Genomic DNA, 14,695 nt, shown 5'->3' with positions numbered 1-14,695 from the left:
GTCCTCGGGGAACGGGGCACTTCGTGGGACTGGCCGAGGAGATATCCGCCGTGCGCGGTGGGTCGGGGCATTCGGGTCGTTTGCTGGGTGAGTTCCGGCGCACGGCACTGCTTGTGCCGCTGTCGGAGGGTGATGGCGGCGGGCTGATGTCGGGGTGGCAGGGCGGTGTGCGCTGGATTTACGCGTTCACGGACGAGGCGGCCCTGGCCCGTTTCGCGGTGGCGCGCGGTGCCGGTGCCCGTGAGTGGGAGTACCTCTCGATCCTTGGTGCCCGTCTCGTCGATGCGGTGATTCCGACGGTCGACGGTCCGACGGGTGTGGCCGTCGATGTGGCGGACGAGGACGGTTCGATGCTGTTCCCGCCGGTCGTGGGCATCGTCCCGGACGCGTGCGCGGTGGATGCCGGTGCCGACCGTGCGGATGCCGTCTGATGGCGGGCGACGGGGACCTTGAGGTCTCGCCGGCAGCGGTCAAGAACATCCAGGAGGGTCTGCGCAAGGCCATCGCCGAGTTGCGTGAGTCCGGGGATGCGGCCGGCGCCTCCATGGGGGCTGGTTTCAGTGATCTGTCGATGACGGGGATGGAGGCCGGACACGCGGGTCTGGCCACCGTCTTCGAGGACTTCTGCGAGCGCTGGGAGTGGGGCGTGCGCAGTCTCGTGCAGAACGCCAGCGCTCTCGCCGGGAACCTCGGCATCGCGGCGGGCACGGTGTGGGAGGAAGAGCAGTACATGCAGGGGGCGTACAAGGTGGTCGCGAATGCCGCGTACGGCAATCCGCATGCGAGCGAGGACGAGATCGAGAAGAAGAGCTGGGACGACATCTGGCGTGCGGACGTCTACAAGCCGGACTACAGCGATGAGTCCTTCGAAAAGGGCGACGAGGACATCAAGAAGACCTGGTCGGAGACGGGCGACAAGCTGACCTCCAACGGGTACATCGGCTCGATCAAGGATCTGCTGGATCAGGCCGGCGGGGGCGGTAACTGATGGGCGTGAGGGACTTCGTACCGGACTCGTGGGAGGACGCCGCCGAGGACCTCGCCAAGGACACCGGTGACCTGATCGAGTGGGGCGGCAACAAGGTCGCCGGTGCGGCCGAGAAGGTGGGCCTGGACGAGGCGGGTGACTGGGTCCGCGACAAGAGCCGCTCGGCCGCCAACCAGCTAGGCGCGGACGTCGCGGAGCTGGAGCTCGGGCAGACCGAGGACCCGAACAAGCTGGTCTACGGCAGCGTCTCGAAGATCCGTGCGCAGGTCTCGCACCTGAACGACTTCAAGTCCTCTTTCACGATGGTCGGTAACGGTCTGAAGGGTCTGGAGGGCGATGGTCTGAAGGGCGCGTCGGCGGACGCGTTCCGGGAGGCGATAGCCAAGGAGCCGCCACGCTGGTTCGAGGCGGCCGAGGTCTTCGGCAAGGCCGCCGATGCGATGGGCCGCTTCGCGGAGACTGTCGAGTGGGCGCAGGGCCAGGCCAAGGAGGCCCTGGAGGAGTACAAGAAGGCCGAGAAGGTCTCGCGGGACGCGCGCACCGCCTACAGCAAGTCGATCATCGACTACAAGGCGGCGGTGAGGGCGGAGAAGGACACGCTGCCGCCGCGGCCGGCCGACGACTTCAAGGACCCCGCCGATCCGCTGTTCAAGGCGGCCGACGACAAGCTCCAGGCCGCGCGCACCCAGCGCAACGAGGTCGCGGAGACAGCCAGTACGGCGGTCCGCGCCGCCCGTGACGCCGCCCCGCCCAAGCCCTCGTACTCCGAACAGTTCAAAGACGGCATGGACTACCTGGAGCTCGCGGAGACTCACCTGGCCGGCGGCGTCATCAAGGGCACGGCGGGCCTGGCCAACTTCGTCCGCGCGGTCAACCCGATCGACCCGTACAACCTGACCCACCCCGCCGAGTACCGGACCAACCTCAACTCGACGGTCGCCGGCCTGATCGTGTCGGTCAACGACCCCATAGGCACGGGCAAGCAGATGCTCGACGACTTCATGAGGGACCCCACCGAAGGATTCGGCAAGTTGCTCCCGGAACTCGCCGGTACCAAGGGCATGGGCGCTGGGAAGAGGGCGGCGACGGCCGCCAAGATCGCCGACGACATGCGGGGTCCCGGCCGCAAGGGCCTGGACGAGGACGGACCGCACCAGTCCGACACCCCGGACTGCGACAAGAAGTGCGACGGCACCGACCCCGTCGACCTGGCCACCGGCCGGATGTTCTTGCCGCAGACGGACATCATGCTGCCCGGCACGCTCCCGATGGCCTTCACCCGTCGAGCGGAGGCGGGTTACAAGAGCGGGCGCTGGTTCGGCCCGATGTGGTCCTCCACGATCGACCAACACCTGGAGATCGACGCCGAAGGCGTGGTCCTGGTGACGGAGGATGGCCTGGTGTTGGCCTATCCGCATCCGGCCCCCGGCGAACCGGTGCTGCCCTCCTCCGGTCCGCGCATGCCTCTGGCACGCACTCCGGACGGCGACTGGACGCTGACCGATCCGGCGAGCGGCCACGTACGGCGCTTCAGCCCGCCCGCCGAAGGTGCCGAGGACGGCATCGCGCCGATCGCACAACTGGAGGACCGCAACGGCAACGTCATCCTCTTCGAGTACGCGGCCGATGGCACACCCTTGGGCATGGCCCACAGCGCCGGGTACCACCTGCGCTTCGAGGTCGACGGGAGCCGCATCAGCGCCCTCCACCTCGCCGGCGGCCCGCGCATCCTCGCCTACGGCTACACGGACGGGAACCTGAGCGAGGTCACGAACTCCTCGGGCCTGCCGCTGCGCTTCAACTACGACGAACGCGGCCGCATCACCTCCTGGACTGATACCAACGACCGTCGGTACGACTATATGTACGACGACCAGGACCGCTGCATCCGCGAGGGGGGCACTGAGGGCCACATGGCCCTGACCCTGTCCTACGACACGGTCGACCCGGAGACCGGCCTGCGGGTCACCACCGCGACCACCGGCGCCGGCCATACTCGCCGGTACCTGGTCGACGACCGCTATCGGGTCAAGGCCCTCGTCGACGAGCTCGGCGAGGTGACCCGCTTCGTCCACGACCGGCACGACCGGCTCGTCATGCTCACCGATCCCATCGGCCGCACCACGCACTTCGCGCGTGACGACGCGGGCCGACTGGTCACGGTGGTTCGCCCCGACGGCAAGGAGCTGAGCACCGACTACGACGAGCACGGCCGCCCGGTCCGGCAGCGGCGCGGCGACCGCACGGGATGGCGCCAGACCTACGACGAACGGGGCAACCGCACCTCGCTCACCAATCCGGTCGGAGCCACCACCCACTTCGCATTCGACGACCACGGGCACCTGACCGAGGTCACGGACTGCCTCGGCGGTATCACGAGGATCCGCTGCGACCGGGCCGGGCTCCCGGTGGAGATCACCGATCCGCTCGGCGCCGTCACCCGCTACGAACGGGACGGATTCGGGCGGGCCGTGCGAATCACCGACGCGCTGGGCCACGCGACCCGGCTGGAGTGGACGACCGAGGGCAGGCTGGCCCGCCGGGTCGAGCCGGATGGCGCCGAGCAGGCGTGGACGTACGACGGAGAGGGAAACTGCGTCCACTACCGGGACCCGCTCGGCGGTTTCACGACCTACGAGTACTCCCACTTCGACGTGCTGACTGCCCAGACCGGTCCGGACGGCGCGCGGCACGCGTTCGGCTACGACACCGAGCTGCGGTTGCTGTCGGTCACCGACCCCCGTGGCCTGGAGTGGACGTACGAGCACGACGCGGCCGGCCGGACCGTCGCCGAGACGGACTTCGACGGCAGGACCATCCGCTACGTGCACGATGCGGCGGGCCGGGTCCTCTCGCGCGAGAACGCGGCCGGACAACTCATCCGGTACGAGTACGACGCGTTGGACAACCGCACACTGAAAGACTCCGGGGGCGTGGTCACCCGGTACGAGTACGACTACTCCGACCGGCTGGCGGTCATCTCCGCCCCTGGCGCGGAGCTCGGCTACGTCCGGGACGCGGCGGGCCGCATCCGCGTGGAGACGGTCAACGGCCGCGAGCTCACCCGCAGCTACGACACGCGCAGCCGGGTGGTCTCCCGTACGACCCCGTCGGGAGCGATCAGCACGTGGGCGTACGACGCAGCGGGCCAGGAAGCGGAGCTGACCCTCGACGGCCGCCGCATCACCTTCGAACGGGACGCCACGGGCCGCGAGATCAGCCGCAGCCTGGGCTCCGCGGCCGTTCTGGACCTGGCCCGCGACGAGCTCGGCCGGGTCCGGGAGCAGCACGTGCGCGGTGCCGAAGGCCGCACGCTGCAGCGCCGCGGGTACGCGTACCGAGCCGACGGCTACGTGCTGGGCATCGAGGACCGGCTTGCCGGTGACCGCGACTTCGCCCTGGACGCGGTCGGCCACATCACCGCGGTGAGCGCCCCAGGCTGGACCGAGCGCTACGCCTACGACCGGGCGGGAAACCAGACGGACGCCTCGTGGCCCGCCTCGGGTCCGGGCGGCCCGGACGCCACGGGAGCGCGCACCTACGAGGGAACCCGGCTGATACGCGCGGGCAACATCCGCTACGAGTACGACGCGGCCGGCCGGATCGTCCTGCGGCAACGGGTCCGGCTCTCCCGCAAGCCTGACACCTGGCGCTATGAGTGGGACGCCGAGGACCGGCTGATGGCCCTCACCACCCCGGACGGGACGCTCTGGACATATGCATACGACCCGCTGGGCCGCCGGATCGCCAAGCGGCGGCTGGCGGACGACGGCCTGACGGTCATGGAGGAGGTGACCTTCACCTGGGACGGGAACACCCTCTGCGAGCAGACAACCGTCACCGCCGGAACACCGTACGCAGTCACGCTGACCTGGGAGCACGAGGGCTTCGAGCCGCTCGCACAGGCCGAACGGCTCGTCGGGGCGGACCAGCAGCTGATCGACAGCCGCTTCTTCTCGATCGTCACCGACCTGGTGGGCACTCCGCAGGAGCTGATCGGTGAGGACGGCGAGATCGCCTGGCGGGCCCGTTCCACGGTGTGGGGCACGACCGAGTGGAACAAGAACGCCGACGCGTACACCCCGCTGCGCTTCCCCGGCCAGTACTTCGATCCCGAATCAGGGCTGCACTACAACCGCTTCCGCCACTACGACCCGGAGACGGCCCGGTACCTCTCGGTCGACCCGCTCGGCCTCGGCCCTGCGCCCAATCCGGCCACCTACGTCCCCAACCCGCTGACCTGGTCGGACCCGCTGGGGCTGGCACCCGACTGTCCGCCGAAGGTGGGGAGGGACCTGGCCACGGCGAAGGCGGACGCGCTCCGCGACGCCGGTGTGCCGGAAGGCCTGGAGCCCACCAACAGCTATCCGTACACGAAAGCGACCAAGCCGGAGTACCAGGGCGGCGGTCAGTTGATGGGCCCGAACGGCCCGATCTACTACCTCGAGGAGTGGTACGAGCTGCCCAACGGCGACATGGTGGTCTTCCAGGACCACTGGTTCGGCCATCAGAAGCCGGGCGAGCCTGGCTACCAGCCGCCGCACGTCCACGTCCGGCCGTGGCACAACACCCGGAATGGACAGATCGACGGTGCAGAGGAGCATTACTACTATGACCTGGACTGATCTCGTCCCCAACCGGGATGTCTTCGCGCCGTACTACGACGAGGTTCCCGAACTGTCAGGGGTACGGCTGCGGTCGGTGCACCTCGATGCCTGGGGCTCGGAGGTCACGCTGCGCATGGACCTTCCGAGGTTTCCGGACCGCTGGGACCGGGGACCGGGCGACACCCTGCAGTGCCACCTCGCGTTCTCGCACGTGCAGGACTTCGAGATGACGGGCTGGCGGCCGCCGGTGACCGCCGACGTCACGCTCACGCCCATGCCCCAGTACCGTCTGGACGTACGGGTGACGGCGCCGGGTCTCGCCCTGTCGTACACGTCCAACTCGGACGTACTGGCAGGGCGGCTCAGCGTCTTCACCCTGGGCCCGGGCGGCGAGGACGCCGGCCCGCACCAGTTCACGACCATCGTGGAACGCAAGCTCTTCCCCACCGTCCCCGAGACACATGTGAACACCTTCTATGAGCACCTCTGAGATGGACCTTCCCCTCTGGCCCGAGCTGGCGGCGCTCTACGAGACCCCGCCGGACCTCTCCTCCTGCCCGCTGAACTACGTCCACGTGGACGAGCGGGACACCGCGGTCACCCTCGGTTTCGAGACCCCGCTACTACCGGACCACCCCAGGCCGGAGTGGAAGGAGGAGCACTACAACACCTTCCGTTTCTTCGTCATGTTCACCGGCGTGGACGAGCTGCGCATCACGGGCATCGCCGCCGAACACCCGGACCGCCGCGACCGCACGGTACGTGTCATCGTGAGCGACATAGGGCGGCAGCAGGTCTCGGTGACGAGTGACAACCGCTCCATCACCTTCTCGGCCGCCGCCTCCGCGGTCGTTCACAGCCGCGTGGAACTCCAGGGCTCGCTCTGACCGGCATCGTGGACACCACTATGGCTTCGAGCGAACACGCAGCCCTGGGCAGTATCCTGCGCGGGCACCAGGAGCGGTTGGCCGGGGCCATACGCGGAACGGGAAGACACCAGATGTCGTCGCGGGCGACGGCACGCCGCCCGTGTGTGCCCAGCCTCACAAGGTCACCAGCCTTGTGTGCCCCAGCCGTGCCCTTCGGGGCGGTGAACAGCGGTCAGAACCGGTACTCAGGGGCAGTCGCGCCAAAGGTCGGACAGACAGGAACCTGCAGGTCAGGCGCCATGCAGGGCGCTCATGCGCCATAGATTCCCAAGCTTATAGCGCGGGTTCGATTCCCGTCATCCGCTCAGATACAAAGGCCCAGGTCACAGACCTGGGCCTTTCGTGTTGCCTAGACCTCTCTCCACCTCACGTGCCATTGCCCGGCACGGGTCAGCGGGGGCTGGGCGGGATCAGGCCGGCCTCGTGGGCGGCGATGGCCGCCTCCCCCGGTTGCGCGCGTCCAGCTTCGTCAGCACGGCGCTGACGTGTGCTTTCACCGTGCCCTCGACGAGGTGCAGTCCGCTCGCGATCTCCGCGTTGGACAGCCCCGCGCCGAGCCCGGCCGGCGACACGCGGCGACAGGTAGGCGCCGCCGGCGGCAACCGCCCTTACGCCATTGGGGAGTTCCCTCGGATCGTCCGCCTTGAGCAGGAAGCCGTCCGCGCCTTCCTCCAACGCCCTGGTGATGTAGTCGTCCTGGCCGAAGGTCGTCAGCATGATCACACCGACCGGCGTCGGTTCACCGCGGAGCCGCGCCACCGCCGTCAGCCCGTCGAGGCCCGGCATCTGGATGTCGAGCAGGACCACGTCCGGCCGGTGCCGGCGGGTGAGTGCGATGGCCTCGCGCCCGTCGCCCGCCTCGCCGACCACGTCAACCTGTGGGTCCCGAGCCAGGACGGCGCGTACGCCGGCCCGGACCATCGCCTCGTCGTCGGCCACCAGGACCCGGACCGGACGGTCGTGCGGTGTCGTCTCTTCCACGCGACGAGCCTACGGTCGTCCCACCGCCGCGCGGGGCGCCGCGTTCCGCGGATCCGTCCTGGGTCGCAGCCCCCCGACGAAAGGCAGGGCGCCCCTTCCCTTCGGCCCATTGGCGTCGAAGGAACTTCCGTGATCAGCCTCCGAGGACTGACCAAACGCTACGGCGACACCCTGGCCGTGGACGACCTGACGCTCGACATCCGTGCCGGACGGGTGACCGGCTTCCTCGGCCCCAACGGGGCCGGGAAGTCGACGACGATGCGCATGATCCTGGGCCTCGACCACCCCACGCGCGGACGGGCGTTGGTCGCCGGCCGGCCGTATGCGGACCTGCGTCGTCCGTTGCGGGCGGTCGGCGCGATGCTGGACGCCCGGGGCGTCCACCCGGCCCGCTCCGGCCGCGCGCACCTGCCGGCCCAGGCCCGGTCCAACGGCATCCCGGCTCGCCGCGTGGACGAGGTACTGGAGACGGTGGGCCTGACGAAAGCGGCCCGCAGGCCGGCCGGCACGTACTCGCTGGGCATGAGCGGGCGCCTGGGAGTGGCGGGCGCTCTGCTCGGCGACCCGCCCGTACTGATCCTGGACGAACCGGTCAACGGTCTCGACCCGGACGGTGTGCGGTGGATCCGCCGACTCGTGCGCGACCAGGCAGCGGAGGGGCGCACCGTGTTCCTCTCCAGCCATCTGATGAGCGAGATGCAGGTGACGGCCGATCACCTCGTCGTCATCGGGCGGGGGCAGCTGCTGAGCGACACCTCCATGGCGGAGTTCCTGGAGGCCGCGTCGCCCTCGTCGGCGCGCGCCTCGGTGCCCGATCCGGAGGAGCGGTCCAGGTTGGTCCGCCGCCTGGTGGCGGTGGACGGCGTGAGCGTCGAGACGGCGGCGGACGGCACGGTGGCCGTTGCGGGCAGGACCGCTGCCGAGGTCGGCGACCTCGCCCACCACTGCGGAGTACGGCTGCATGCGCTGAGCGACATGCGGGTGTCTCTGGAGCAGGCGTACATGGACCTGACCGCACGAAGCGTCTAGTACGCGACGGGCACCATCGACGAGGGGGGACGACGGTGAGCACGACGACGGCGGGGACGACCGACGGTGGGCGGACCGTGGGCTACGGGCCGGAGCCGGAACGGCGCTCGACCGGCGGTTTCGCCGGGGCCGTCGCCTCGGAGTGGACGAAGCTGTGGTCCGTCCGGGCCGCCTCCCTCAGCCTCGTGGCGGGCCTGGTGATCACCGGAGTCTTTATCTTCTACTACGCCTCGATCGCCCGCATCAACGAGCATCCGGTCCAGCCCGTCGGGAACGCGGCGGCATCGGGTCCAGGCGGCGAAGGCGCTGGTGGCGGGCGTGGTCGTGTTCTTCGGCGGTGCCTCGTTCGCCGTCGTGGGGACGGTCGTCGCCTGGTCGGCATTCGGCGGTCGGGCCTCGTTCGATGCGGGCACGACCCTCGGGCAGGCCGTCGCCGTCGGCGTCTACCAGGGGCTCGTCTCCGTGCTCACCGTCGGCGTGGCCTTCGCCGCGCGGCACCCGGCCGGCGCGCGCTGTCGGTCCTGGTCGCGCTGTTGTGGGCGCTGCCGAGCGTGCTCCTGGGGCTCGGCGGCGACACGCTCGCGGCCGTGAACGACCGCCTGCCCTACGGAGCGGGCGACCACTTCATGCGCGTCGGCGGCGACGGCCCGTACTCCTCGGCGACAGCCGTCCTCACCGTGGCCGCGTGGACCGCGGCGGCCCACGCGATCGGCCTGTACGTGCTGCGCCACAGGGACGCCTGACGCGGCGTCGTCCTCGGTCCGGTCACCCGCCGGTGCCGGCGGCCCGGCAGGCGACCCGGCACTTGTTGTCGACCGCGTCGCGGGCCTTGCGCCACTTTGGCCAGGCAACTGTTCGCCGGCTTCGCAGGCGCCCCGATGCCCACCTCAGTCCGCCGCCCCAGGCACTGTCCGGGATTCGGCAGTACGGACCAGTACTTCTGTCGTGAACAGTCGCTGGGGCACGGGAAGCGGCGTGCGCGAGTTCCCGTGCCGGCGCACCGCAACGGCCAGCCGATGCCCGGTTCCCGTCGTGGACAACCCGAACTGCCAGCGACCGGCTTCGTGCCCGGGCAGCCGCGGGTCGTGCAGTACCACCTTTCCCCTGGAGTCGGGCCCCAGCTGAAAGGCATCGAAGCCGTACTGGAGCCCCGCTCCAAGTGCCTTCGTATAGGCCTCCTTGAGTACCCAGACGTCAAGGAAATCCCGAGCTCGTCGGGCAGGGTCAGCAGCTTCCAGTCTGGCCCGCTCGGCAGCCGTGAGCCGCTCCATTGCGTACCCCACCACCTTCGGGTCCACATCCGCACGCTCGACGTCCACGCCACACAGCAGCCCATCGGTCACCACACAGACGATGAGTCCATCGGTGTGGCTGAGGTTGAAGCGCAGCCCGCTCGGGTTCGACAGCAGTTCGGGGCGCCCGAAGTCGCCCTGCACAAAGCCGAGTTGCCGCGCAGGCAGGCCGGTGTAGGCGCCCAGAACAGAGCGGCACAGCAATCGGGCACCCAGGTGACGACGCCGTGCTGCGTCCGAGCGCAGTCTGCTCCAGCGCGCATGCTCATCCGCGGACAGGACGGAGCGAGCCTGATCGGTCAGCCCGTCGACCTCGGCTTCCGGGAGCAGCCAGACCTCGGCGCCCGTGAGGGGACCTTGCGGGTTCACACCGATGCCTCCGAACGCACCGTCCGGTGAATCGCCGGAGCTCCGACGTGCAGCGCGCGGTGCCGCTCGACGAGGCGGAACTGCCCGGTGGTGGAAATGCCTGCGCCCCGCTTCCTTCTCGATCCGTGCCGTCTCGGTGCGCAGCCGGTCGAACTCCTGGAAAGGGCATGACCTGACGACGGTGTTGGGTCGACGAAGTGTACTGCCGCCAGGTCGCGCAGCATCTGGTTGGTCACGGCGTCCGCGCACCAGGTCGACGTCTGCACCGGTTGCACACCGCGGTCACCGCCGGACACCCAGGCTGGACAGCGCTTCTCTGAAGCACGTCCGCTTAACCGCCTGAGAGCATGCCGCTAAAGCCCGGCTTATTTCATGCTGACCGACAGTGGTCCTCGTGTAGAACGGGTCCATGCGGAGAAAAACCCAGTCGTCGACTCCAGCCGAAGCTGGGCCCAGTCGTACGTATGTGTTCGGCGCCGTGATCGTGCGTACACTCTTGCGGCTTGTCGCACGCAGGGAATGGCGGGGTGCCCGCCATCTCCCCGCTCAGGGCGGCTATATCGTAGCGCTCAACCACATATCACATGTGGATCCGTTCGCCTATGGACACTTCCAGTACAAGAACGGCTTGCCGCCCAGATTCCTGGTCAAGTCCTCGGTATTCAGCGTGCCGGCGGTCGGAGCCTTCCTCCGGGCCACCGGTCAGATTCCCGTGGAACGCAACAGCCACCGAGCGGCGGACGCGCTGCACGCTGCCGTCGCGGCGCTCGAACGCGGACGATGCGTGGCCATCTACCCGGAGGGGACCCTCACCTCCGACCCCGATCTGTGGCCGGGTCGGCCCAAGACCGGTGCGGCCAGGCTGGCGTTGAGCACCGGCACGCCGGTCATCCCGGTGGCGCAGTGGGGTGCGCACAAGATCCTTCCCCCTTATGGCAACGGCAGGCGGCGTCTGCTGCCGCGCCCCACTTTGATCGTCGCTGCGGGCCCTCCCGTTGACCTTTCCGACTTCCATGGCGCCGAACTCACGGCGCCGGTGTTGCGCCAGGCCAGCGAACGGATCATGGACGCTGTGACGGAGCTGCTGGAGGAGATCCGAGAGGAGAAGCGGCCGACTCCGGGGGCTGATTCCTCGGCCGCGACCTCCCGCTGAGGGGTGGACACGCACGACGAGTCACCTCAAGTGGCGTCGTGCGGGCCAGGGGTGAGCGCGGACCCTCGGGCTGGGCCCGGCCCTCGCGAAGTCGGGTGCGAGAGCTCAACGCTTGCACCACTCCGGGACCTTCGCCAGTAGACACTGTCTACGACTGTGATGTAGAAACTGTCCATGGAACGTGAGAACTCCCTCCGGGATCGGCTGATCGATGTCGGAGTGGAACTTGTGACGACCGAGGGAACGAGCTCGCTGGGGCTTCGGGAGATCGCCCGCCGGGCCGGGGTGTCGCATGGCGCTCCGCGCCGGTACTTCCCAACTCACCATGCTTTACTTTCCGCCATTGCCCACCGAGGTCTCGCGGACCTCAAGGACCGATTCACCGCCGTGACGAAGGGCATTCCGTCAGCGCGCGGCCAATTGGAGATGCTCGGCAAGACGTACATCGGGTACGCGCTGGAATGCCGCGGCATGTTCGAACTCCTGCTCCGCCACGACCTGCTCGACAGCCAGCGGCATGCATCGGACGAGCCTCGGCTGCGGGAGCTGACCCTTCCGCTCTTCGGGATCATCGTCGAACTCGTCGCCCGGCACCGCGAGGAGGAAAGGGAGACCCTCCCCCTCGGCACGACGAGGGACATGCCCCCGCCGGCCGTGTCGGCTGGGCTGCTCTGGTCCAATCTGCACGGCATCGCCCAGCTGTGGGCCTGGGGCAGCCTGCCCCTGGCTCTCGGCACCGCCGGCACCGCCGGGACCGGCGGTGCCGAGAGCGACGTACTCGACACGCTCGTCTCTCTGGCTATGGACACCCATCTTGGACCGGTGAAACCTTGACCGAGACCGTACGGCAGCGCCTCGCACTCATAGTGAGTGTCGCCGGCGCGATGATCGTCGCACTCGACGGAACCGTGCTGACCGTGGCGCAGCCCGAGCTGCAACGCGACTTGGGCGCCAGTGTCGAGCAAGTCCAGTGGACCAGCACCGGCTACATGCTCGCGGTGGCTGCGCTCCTCGTCATCGCCGGACGCCTCGGCGACCGGTACGGGCACCAGCGTCTGCTGCTCCTCGGCGTGCTGGGCTTCGGGGCCACTTCGGCCGGCATCATGCTCGCGCCCGACGTCGGCTGGGTGATCGCACTACGCGCCCTGCAAGGCGTGTTCGGCGCCCTCCTGCAGCCGGCAACGCTCGCCCTGCTGAGACTCGCCTACCCGGCGGACAAGCTCAACACACCAGTGGCCATCCGCACCAGTTCGATCGGGGTGGCCGCGGCCACCGGTCCGGTCCTCGGCGGCTTCCTCGTCACCCACTTCGGTTGGCGTGCGGTGTTCGCGGTGAACGTGCCGATCGCAATCGTGATCGCCGTCTTCGTGCTCTTCGTTCGGGTTCCGGCGCCGTCCGGCGGCGATCGCCAGCGGCTCAACCTGCTGGGCTCGGCCCTGCTCGCGGCCACGCTCACGGTCTTCGTCCACACCCTTGGCGCCATTCCCCGCGGCGGGTGGAGCTCGGCGTCGACGCTCCTGGGGTTCGTCGCCACCGCGGGACTTGCCGTCGCACTCGTCGTGCACGAACGCCGCACCGCGAACCCGATCGTGCCCCCTGCCGTGCTGCGGTCCGTACCGGTGACGGCCTCCATGGTGATCCTGCTCCTCACCACCAGCGGCATGTTCGGCGCCCTGTTCGTGGGCACGTTCTCCCTCCAAGACGTTCTCGGGCTCGACCCGTTCGCAGCCGGACTGCGGGTCCTTCCGATGACCGTGCTGATGGTCGTCGGTGCCCCTGCCGCCGCCGGGGCGTTGAGCCGGTACGGCGCGCGCCGCTGCGCGATCGCAGGTACCCTCCTCGTCGCCTTCGGCATCGTGGGTCTGGTCCGGATCGAATCGCCGGGCACGTGGTGGATCACCGGCCTCTCCTTCGCCGTGCTCGGCGCGGGGTTCGCCACCGTGATGGTCACCGCCACCGGCACCGTCGTCGGCGATGCGCCTGCCGGCTACGCCGGGGTCGTCGGCGGGCTCAAGCAGACGGCGATGAACATCGGTCCAACCCTCGGTATCACCGTCGCCGCGACCATGATGGTGGTGCAACCCTCCTACGGCGAGCTACCGGCAACGGCCTCGAGCCCGGCTGTCTCCCTCGGACTGGGGCACACTCTGCTCGTTCTGGCCGCGATCGCCGCCCTGGCCGCGCTGCCGGGATGGCTGCTCCCCTCGAGAGCGTCCCGCACTGTGGAAGTGGCGAACTGATCCGGGTCCCTCGCACAGCGGAGATCGCCCGGCCCGAGGAATTCGGACCGGGCGATCACCAGGGTGGTTCCATGCCGGCGAGGAAGACGCGGGCGAACATGGCCAGGCAGCTGAGGCGTCTTTAAGGAGTGAGGCGTCTTTAAGAAGTGTCGACGGGCAGCCTCGAAGCCAGCCGTACCCGCGGCCCAGTCCTGGACACCCGGCCCTGAGCAGCGACGTTGATCTGACGCGACGTGGGCAGCGCAAGCACCTGGCCGGTCCGCCCGACCGTGCCGGGGTGCTGCCACTGCACACAGGCGTAGACGACGCCCTTCTCGAGGACCCCCGTGGGATCCGCGATCAGGACGCCGTCTACGCCTGTGTGCAGTGGTTGGATCAGGCACCCGATGGTGCGTCAGCGAGCGGTACGACGGGCACGGATCACCTCGATCAGCACGGGCGAGAACGAGACGATCATGATCAGGGCGATCGCCGGGAGCATGTAGTCGTCGATGCTGCCCTTGAGCGAGTCGCCGAGTCGGTAGCCGAGCAGGATGATCCCCACCGTCCACACGATTCCGCCGATCACGTTCCACATGAAGAAGGTGCCTCCCCGCACGCCCAGGAGTCCGGCCACGGGGTTGAGGAAGGTGCGCACGATCGGCACGAAGCGAGCGAGCACGATGGCCTTCCCGGCGCCGTACCGCTTGAAATACGTCTCTGCCTGCGCGACATGCGCCTGCTTGAACATGCGCGAGTTGGGGCGTGCGAACAGCTTCGGTCCGAGCCGCGCGCCCATCAGGTGACCGAGTTGTGCGCCGCAGACCGCAGCCACGGGCGCCCCGATCAGCAGCGCGGGCAGCGAGAGGTGGAAGTCGGGGCGGCCGAAGACCTCCGCCGCCGCTCCTGAGGCACCGACCCCGGCGAGGAAGAGCAGCGAGTCGCCGGGCAGGAAGAAGCCCATCAGCAGTCCGGTCTCGACGAAGATGATGGCCAGGATGCCTATGAGTCCGAACGCCGTGATCAGCGACTGGGCGTCCAACACGTTTACAGCAAGGTCCATGTGGACCCCCCCTCAATGAAAGTCGGTGTGGGTGGCGGTGCCGCCCCTGTTCGGCGGCACCGGGT

13 protein-coding genes and 1 pseudogene are annotated in these 14,695 nt (G+C 69.1%); 11 read left to right on the top strand and 3 right to left on the bottom strand.

Annotated features, from left to right (window positions below; all coding sequences use genetic code 11):
- The first annotated feature begins 23 nt into the window (after positions 1-23).
- The 5 genes from ACFYZ4_RS28880 to ACFYZ4_RS28860 are packed head-to-tail and all read left to right on the top strand — an operon-like array spanning position 24 to position 6,482.
- Complete coding sequence (locus tag ACFYZ4_RS28880) at positions 24-431, top strand: hypothetical protein (RefSeq protein ID WP_390785228.1); 408 nt, start codon at positions 24-26, stop codon at positions 429-431.
- Entirely contained in the window at positions 431-988 is a 558-nt protein-coding gene (locus tag ACFYZ4_RS28875) for a hypothetical protein (protein ID WP_390785227.1), read from the top strand. Before ACFYZ4_RS28880 ends, ACFYZ4_RS28875 begins: the two co-directional genes overlap by 1 nt.
- Complete coding sequence (locus tag ACFYZ4_RS28870; protein WP_390785226.1) at positions 988-5,613, top strand: putative T7SS-secreted protein; 4,626 nt, start codon at positions 988-990, stop codon at positions 5,611-5,613. Before ACFYZ4_RS28875 ends, ACFYZ4_RS28870 begins: the two co-directional genes overlap by 1 nt.
- Positions 5,600-6,085: an Imm50 family immunity protein gene (locus ACFYZ4_RS28865; protein ID WP_351590449.1), complete on the top strand. Its 486-nt coding sequence runs from the start codon at positions 5,600-5,602 to the stop codon at positions 6,083-6,085. The genes ACFYZ4_RS28870 and ACFYZ4_RS28865 overlap by 14 nt, the downstream gene beginning before the upstream one ends.
- Complete coding sequence (locus tag ACFYZ4_RS28860; protein ID WP_390785225.1) at positions 6,072-6,482, top strand: Imm50 family immunity protein; 411 nt, start codon at positions 6,072-6,074, stop codon at positions 6,480-6,482. Before ACFYZ4_RS28865 ends, ACFYZ4_RS28860 begins: the two co-directional genes overlap by 14 nt.
- A 432-nt stretch (positions 6,483-6,914) precedes the next feature.
- Here ACFYZ4_RS28860 and ACFYZ4_RS28855 read toward each other — a convergent pair.
- Positions 6,915-7,505: pseudogene (locus ACFYZ4_RS28855) on the bottom strand (response regulator).
- 129 nt (positions 7,506-7,634) lie between these two features.
- Between ACFYZ4_RS28855 and ACFYZ4_RS28850 the strand changes: the two are divergent.
- From ACFYZ4_RS28850 to ACFYZ4_RS28840, 3 genes are all read left to right on the top strand, one after another.
- Positions 7,635-8,534, top strand: coding sequence for an ABC transporter ATP-binding protein (locus ACFYZ4_RS28850; RefSeq protein WP_390785224.1), 900 nt, complete (start codon positions 7,635-7,637; stop codon positions 8,532-8,534).
- A 318-nt stretch (positions 8,535-8,852) separates the two neighbouring features.
- Positions 8,853-9,125: a hypothetical protein gene (locus ACFYZ4_RS28845; protein ID WP_390785223.1), complete on the top strand. Its 273-nt coding sequence runs from the start codon at positions 8,853-8,855 to the stop codon at positions 9,123-9,125.
- Positions 9,122-9,277, top strand: a complete 156-nt coding sequence (locus ACFYZ4_RS28840) for a hypothetical protein (protein WP_390785222.1) — start codon at positions 9,122-9,124, stop codon at positions 9,275-9,277. Before ACFYZ4_RS28845 ends, ACFYZ4_RS28840 begins: the two co-directional genes overlap by 4 nt.
- A 144-nt stretch (positions 9,278-9,421) precedes the next feature.
- Here the strand turns inward: ACFYZ4_RS28840 and ACFYZ4_RS28835 are convergent, their stop codons facing one another.
- Entirely contained in the window at positions 9,422-10,195 is a 774-nt protein-coding gene (locus ACFYZ4_RS28835) for a 4'-phosphopantetheinyl transferase family protein (RefSeq protein ID WP_390785221.1), read from the bottom strand.
- 409 nt (positions 10,196-10,604) lie between these two features.
- Between ACFYZ4_RS28835 and ACFYZ4_RS28830 the strand changes: the two genes are divergently transcribed.
- From ACFYZ4_RS28830 to ACFYZ4_RS28820, 3 genes are all read left to right on the top strand, one after another.
- Complete coding sequence (locus tag ACFYZ4_RS28830; protein WP_390785220.1) at positions 10,605-11,348, top strand: lysophospholipid acyltransferase family protein; 744 nt, start codon at positions 10,605-10,607, stop codon at positions 11,346-11,348.
- Between the two features lie 174 nt (positions 11,349-11,522).
- Positions 11,523-12,182, top strand: a complete 660-nt coding sequence (locus ACFYZ4_RS28825; protein WP_390785219.1) for a TetR/AcrR family transcriptional regulator — start codon at positions 11,523-11,525, stop codon at positions 12,180-12,182.
- A gap of 50 nt (positions 12,183-12,232) precedes the next feature.
- Positions 12,233-13,588 carry an MFS transporter gene (locus ACFYZ4_RS28820; RefSeq protein ID WP_390785218.1) on the top strand — a complete coding sequence of 452 codons (1,356 nt, stop codon included), beginning with the start codon at positions 12,233-12,235 and terminating at the stop codon, positions 13,586-13,588.
- Positions 13,589-13,982: 394 nt separating this feature from the next.
- Here the strand turns inward: ACFYZ4_RS28820 and ACFYZ4_RS28815 are convergent, their stop codons facing one another.
- The gene (locus ACFYZ4_RS28815; RefSeq protein ID WP_351286202.1) at positions 13,983-14,630 is read right to left on the bottom strand and encodes a VTT domain-containing protein; all 648 of its coding nucleotides are present in this window, start codon (positions 14,628-14,630) and stop codon (positions 13,983-13,985) included.
- Positions 14,631-14,695 lie beyond the last annotated feature (65 nt).

It is taken from the genome of Streptomyces sp. NPDC001513 (assembly GCF_042894695.1).
In the GTDB taxonomy this organism is placed as follows: domain Bacteria; phylum Actinomycetota; class Actinomycetes; order Streptomycetales; family Streptomycetaceae; genus Streptomyces.
Note: the sequence above shows the minus strand (reverse complement) of the source record. Positions and strands in the feature narration are given on the sequence as shown.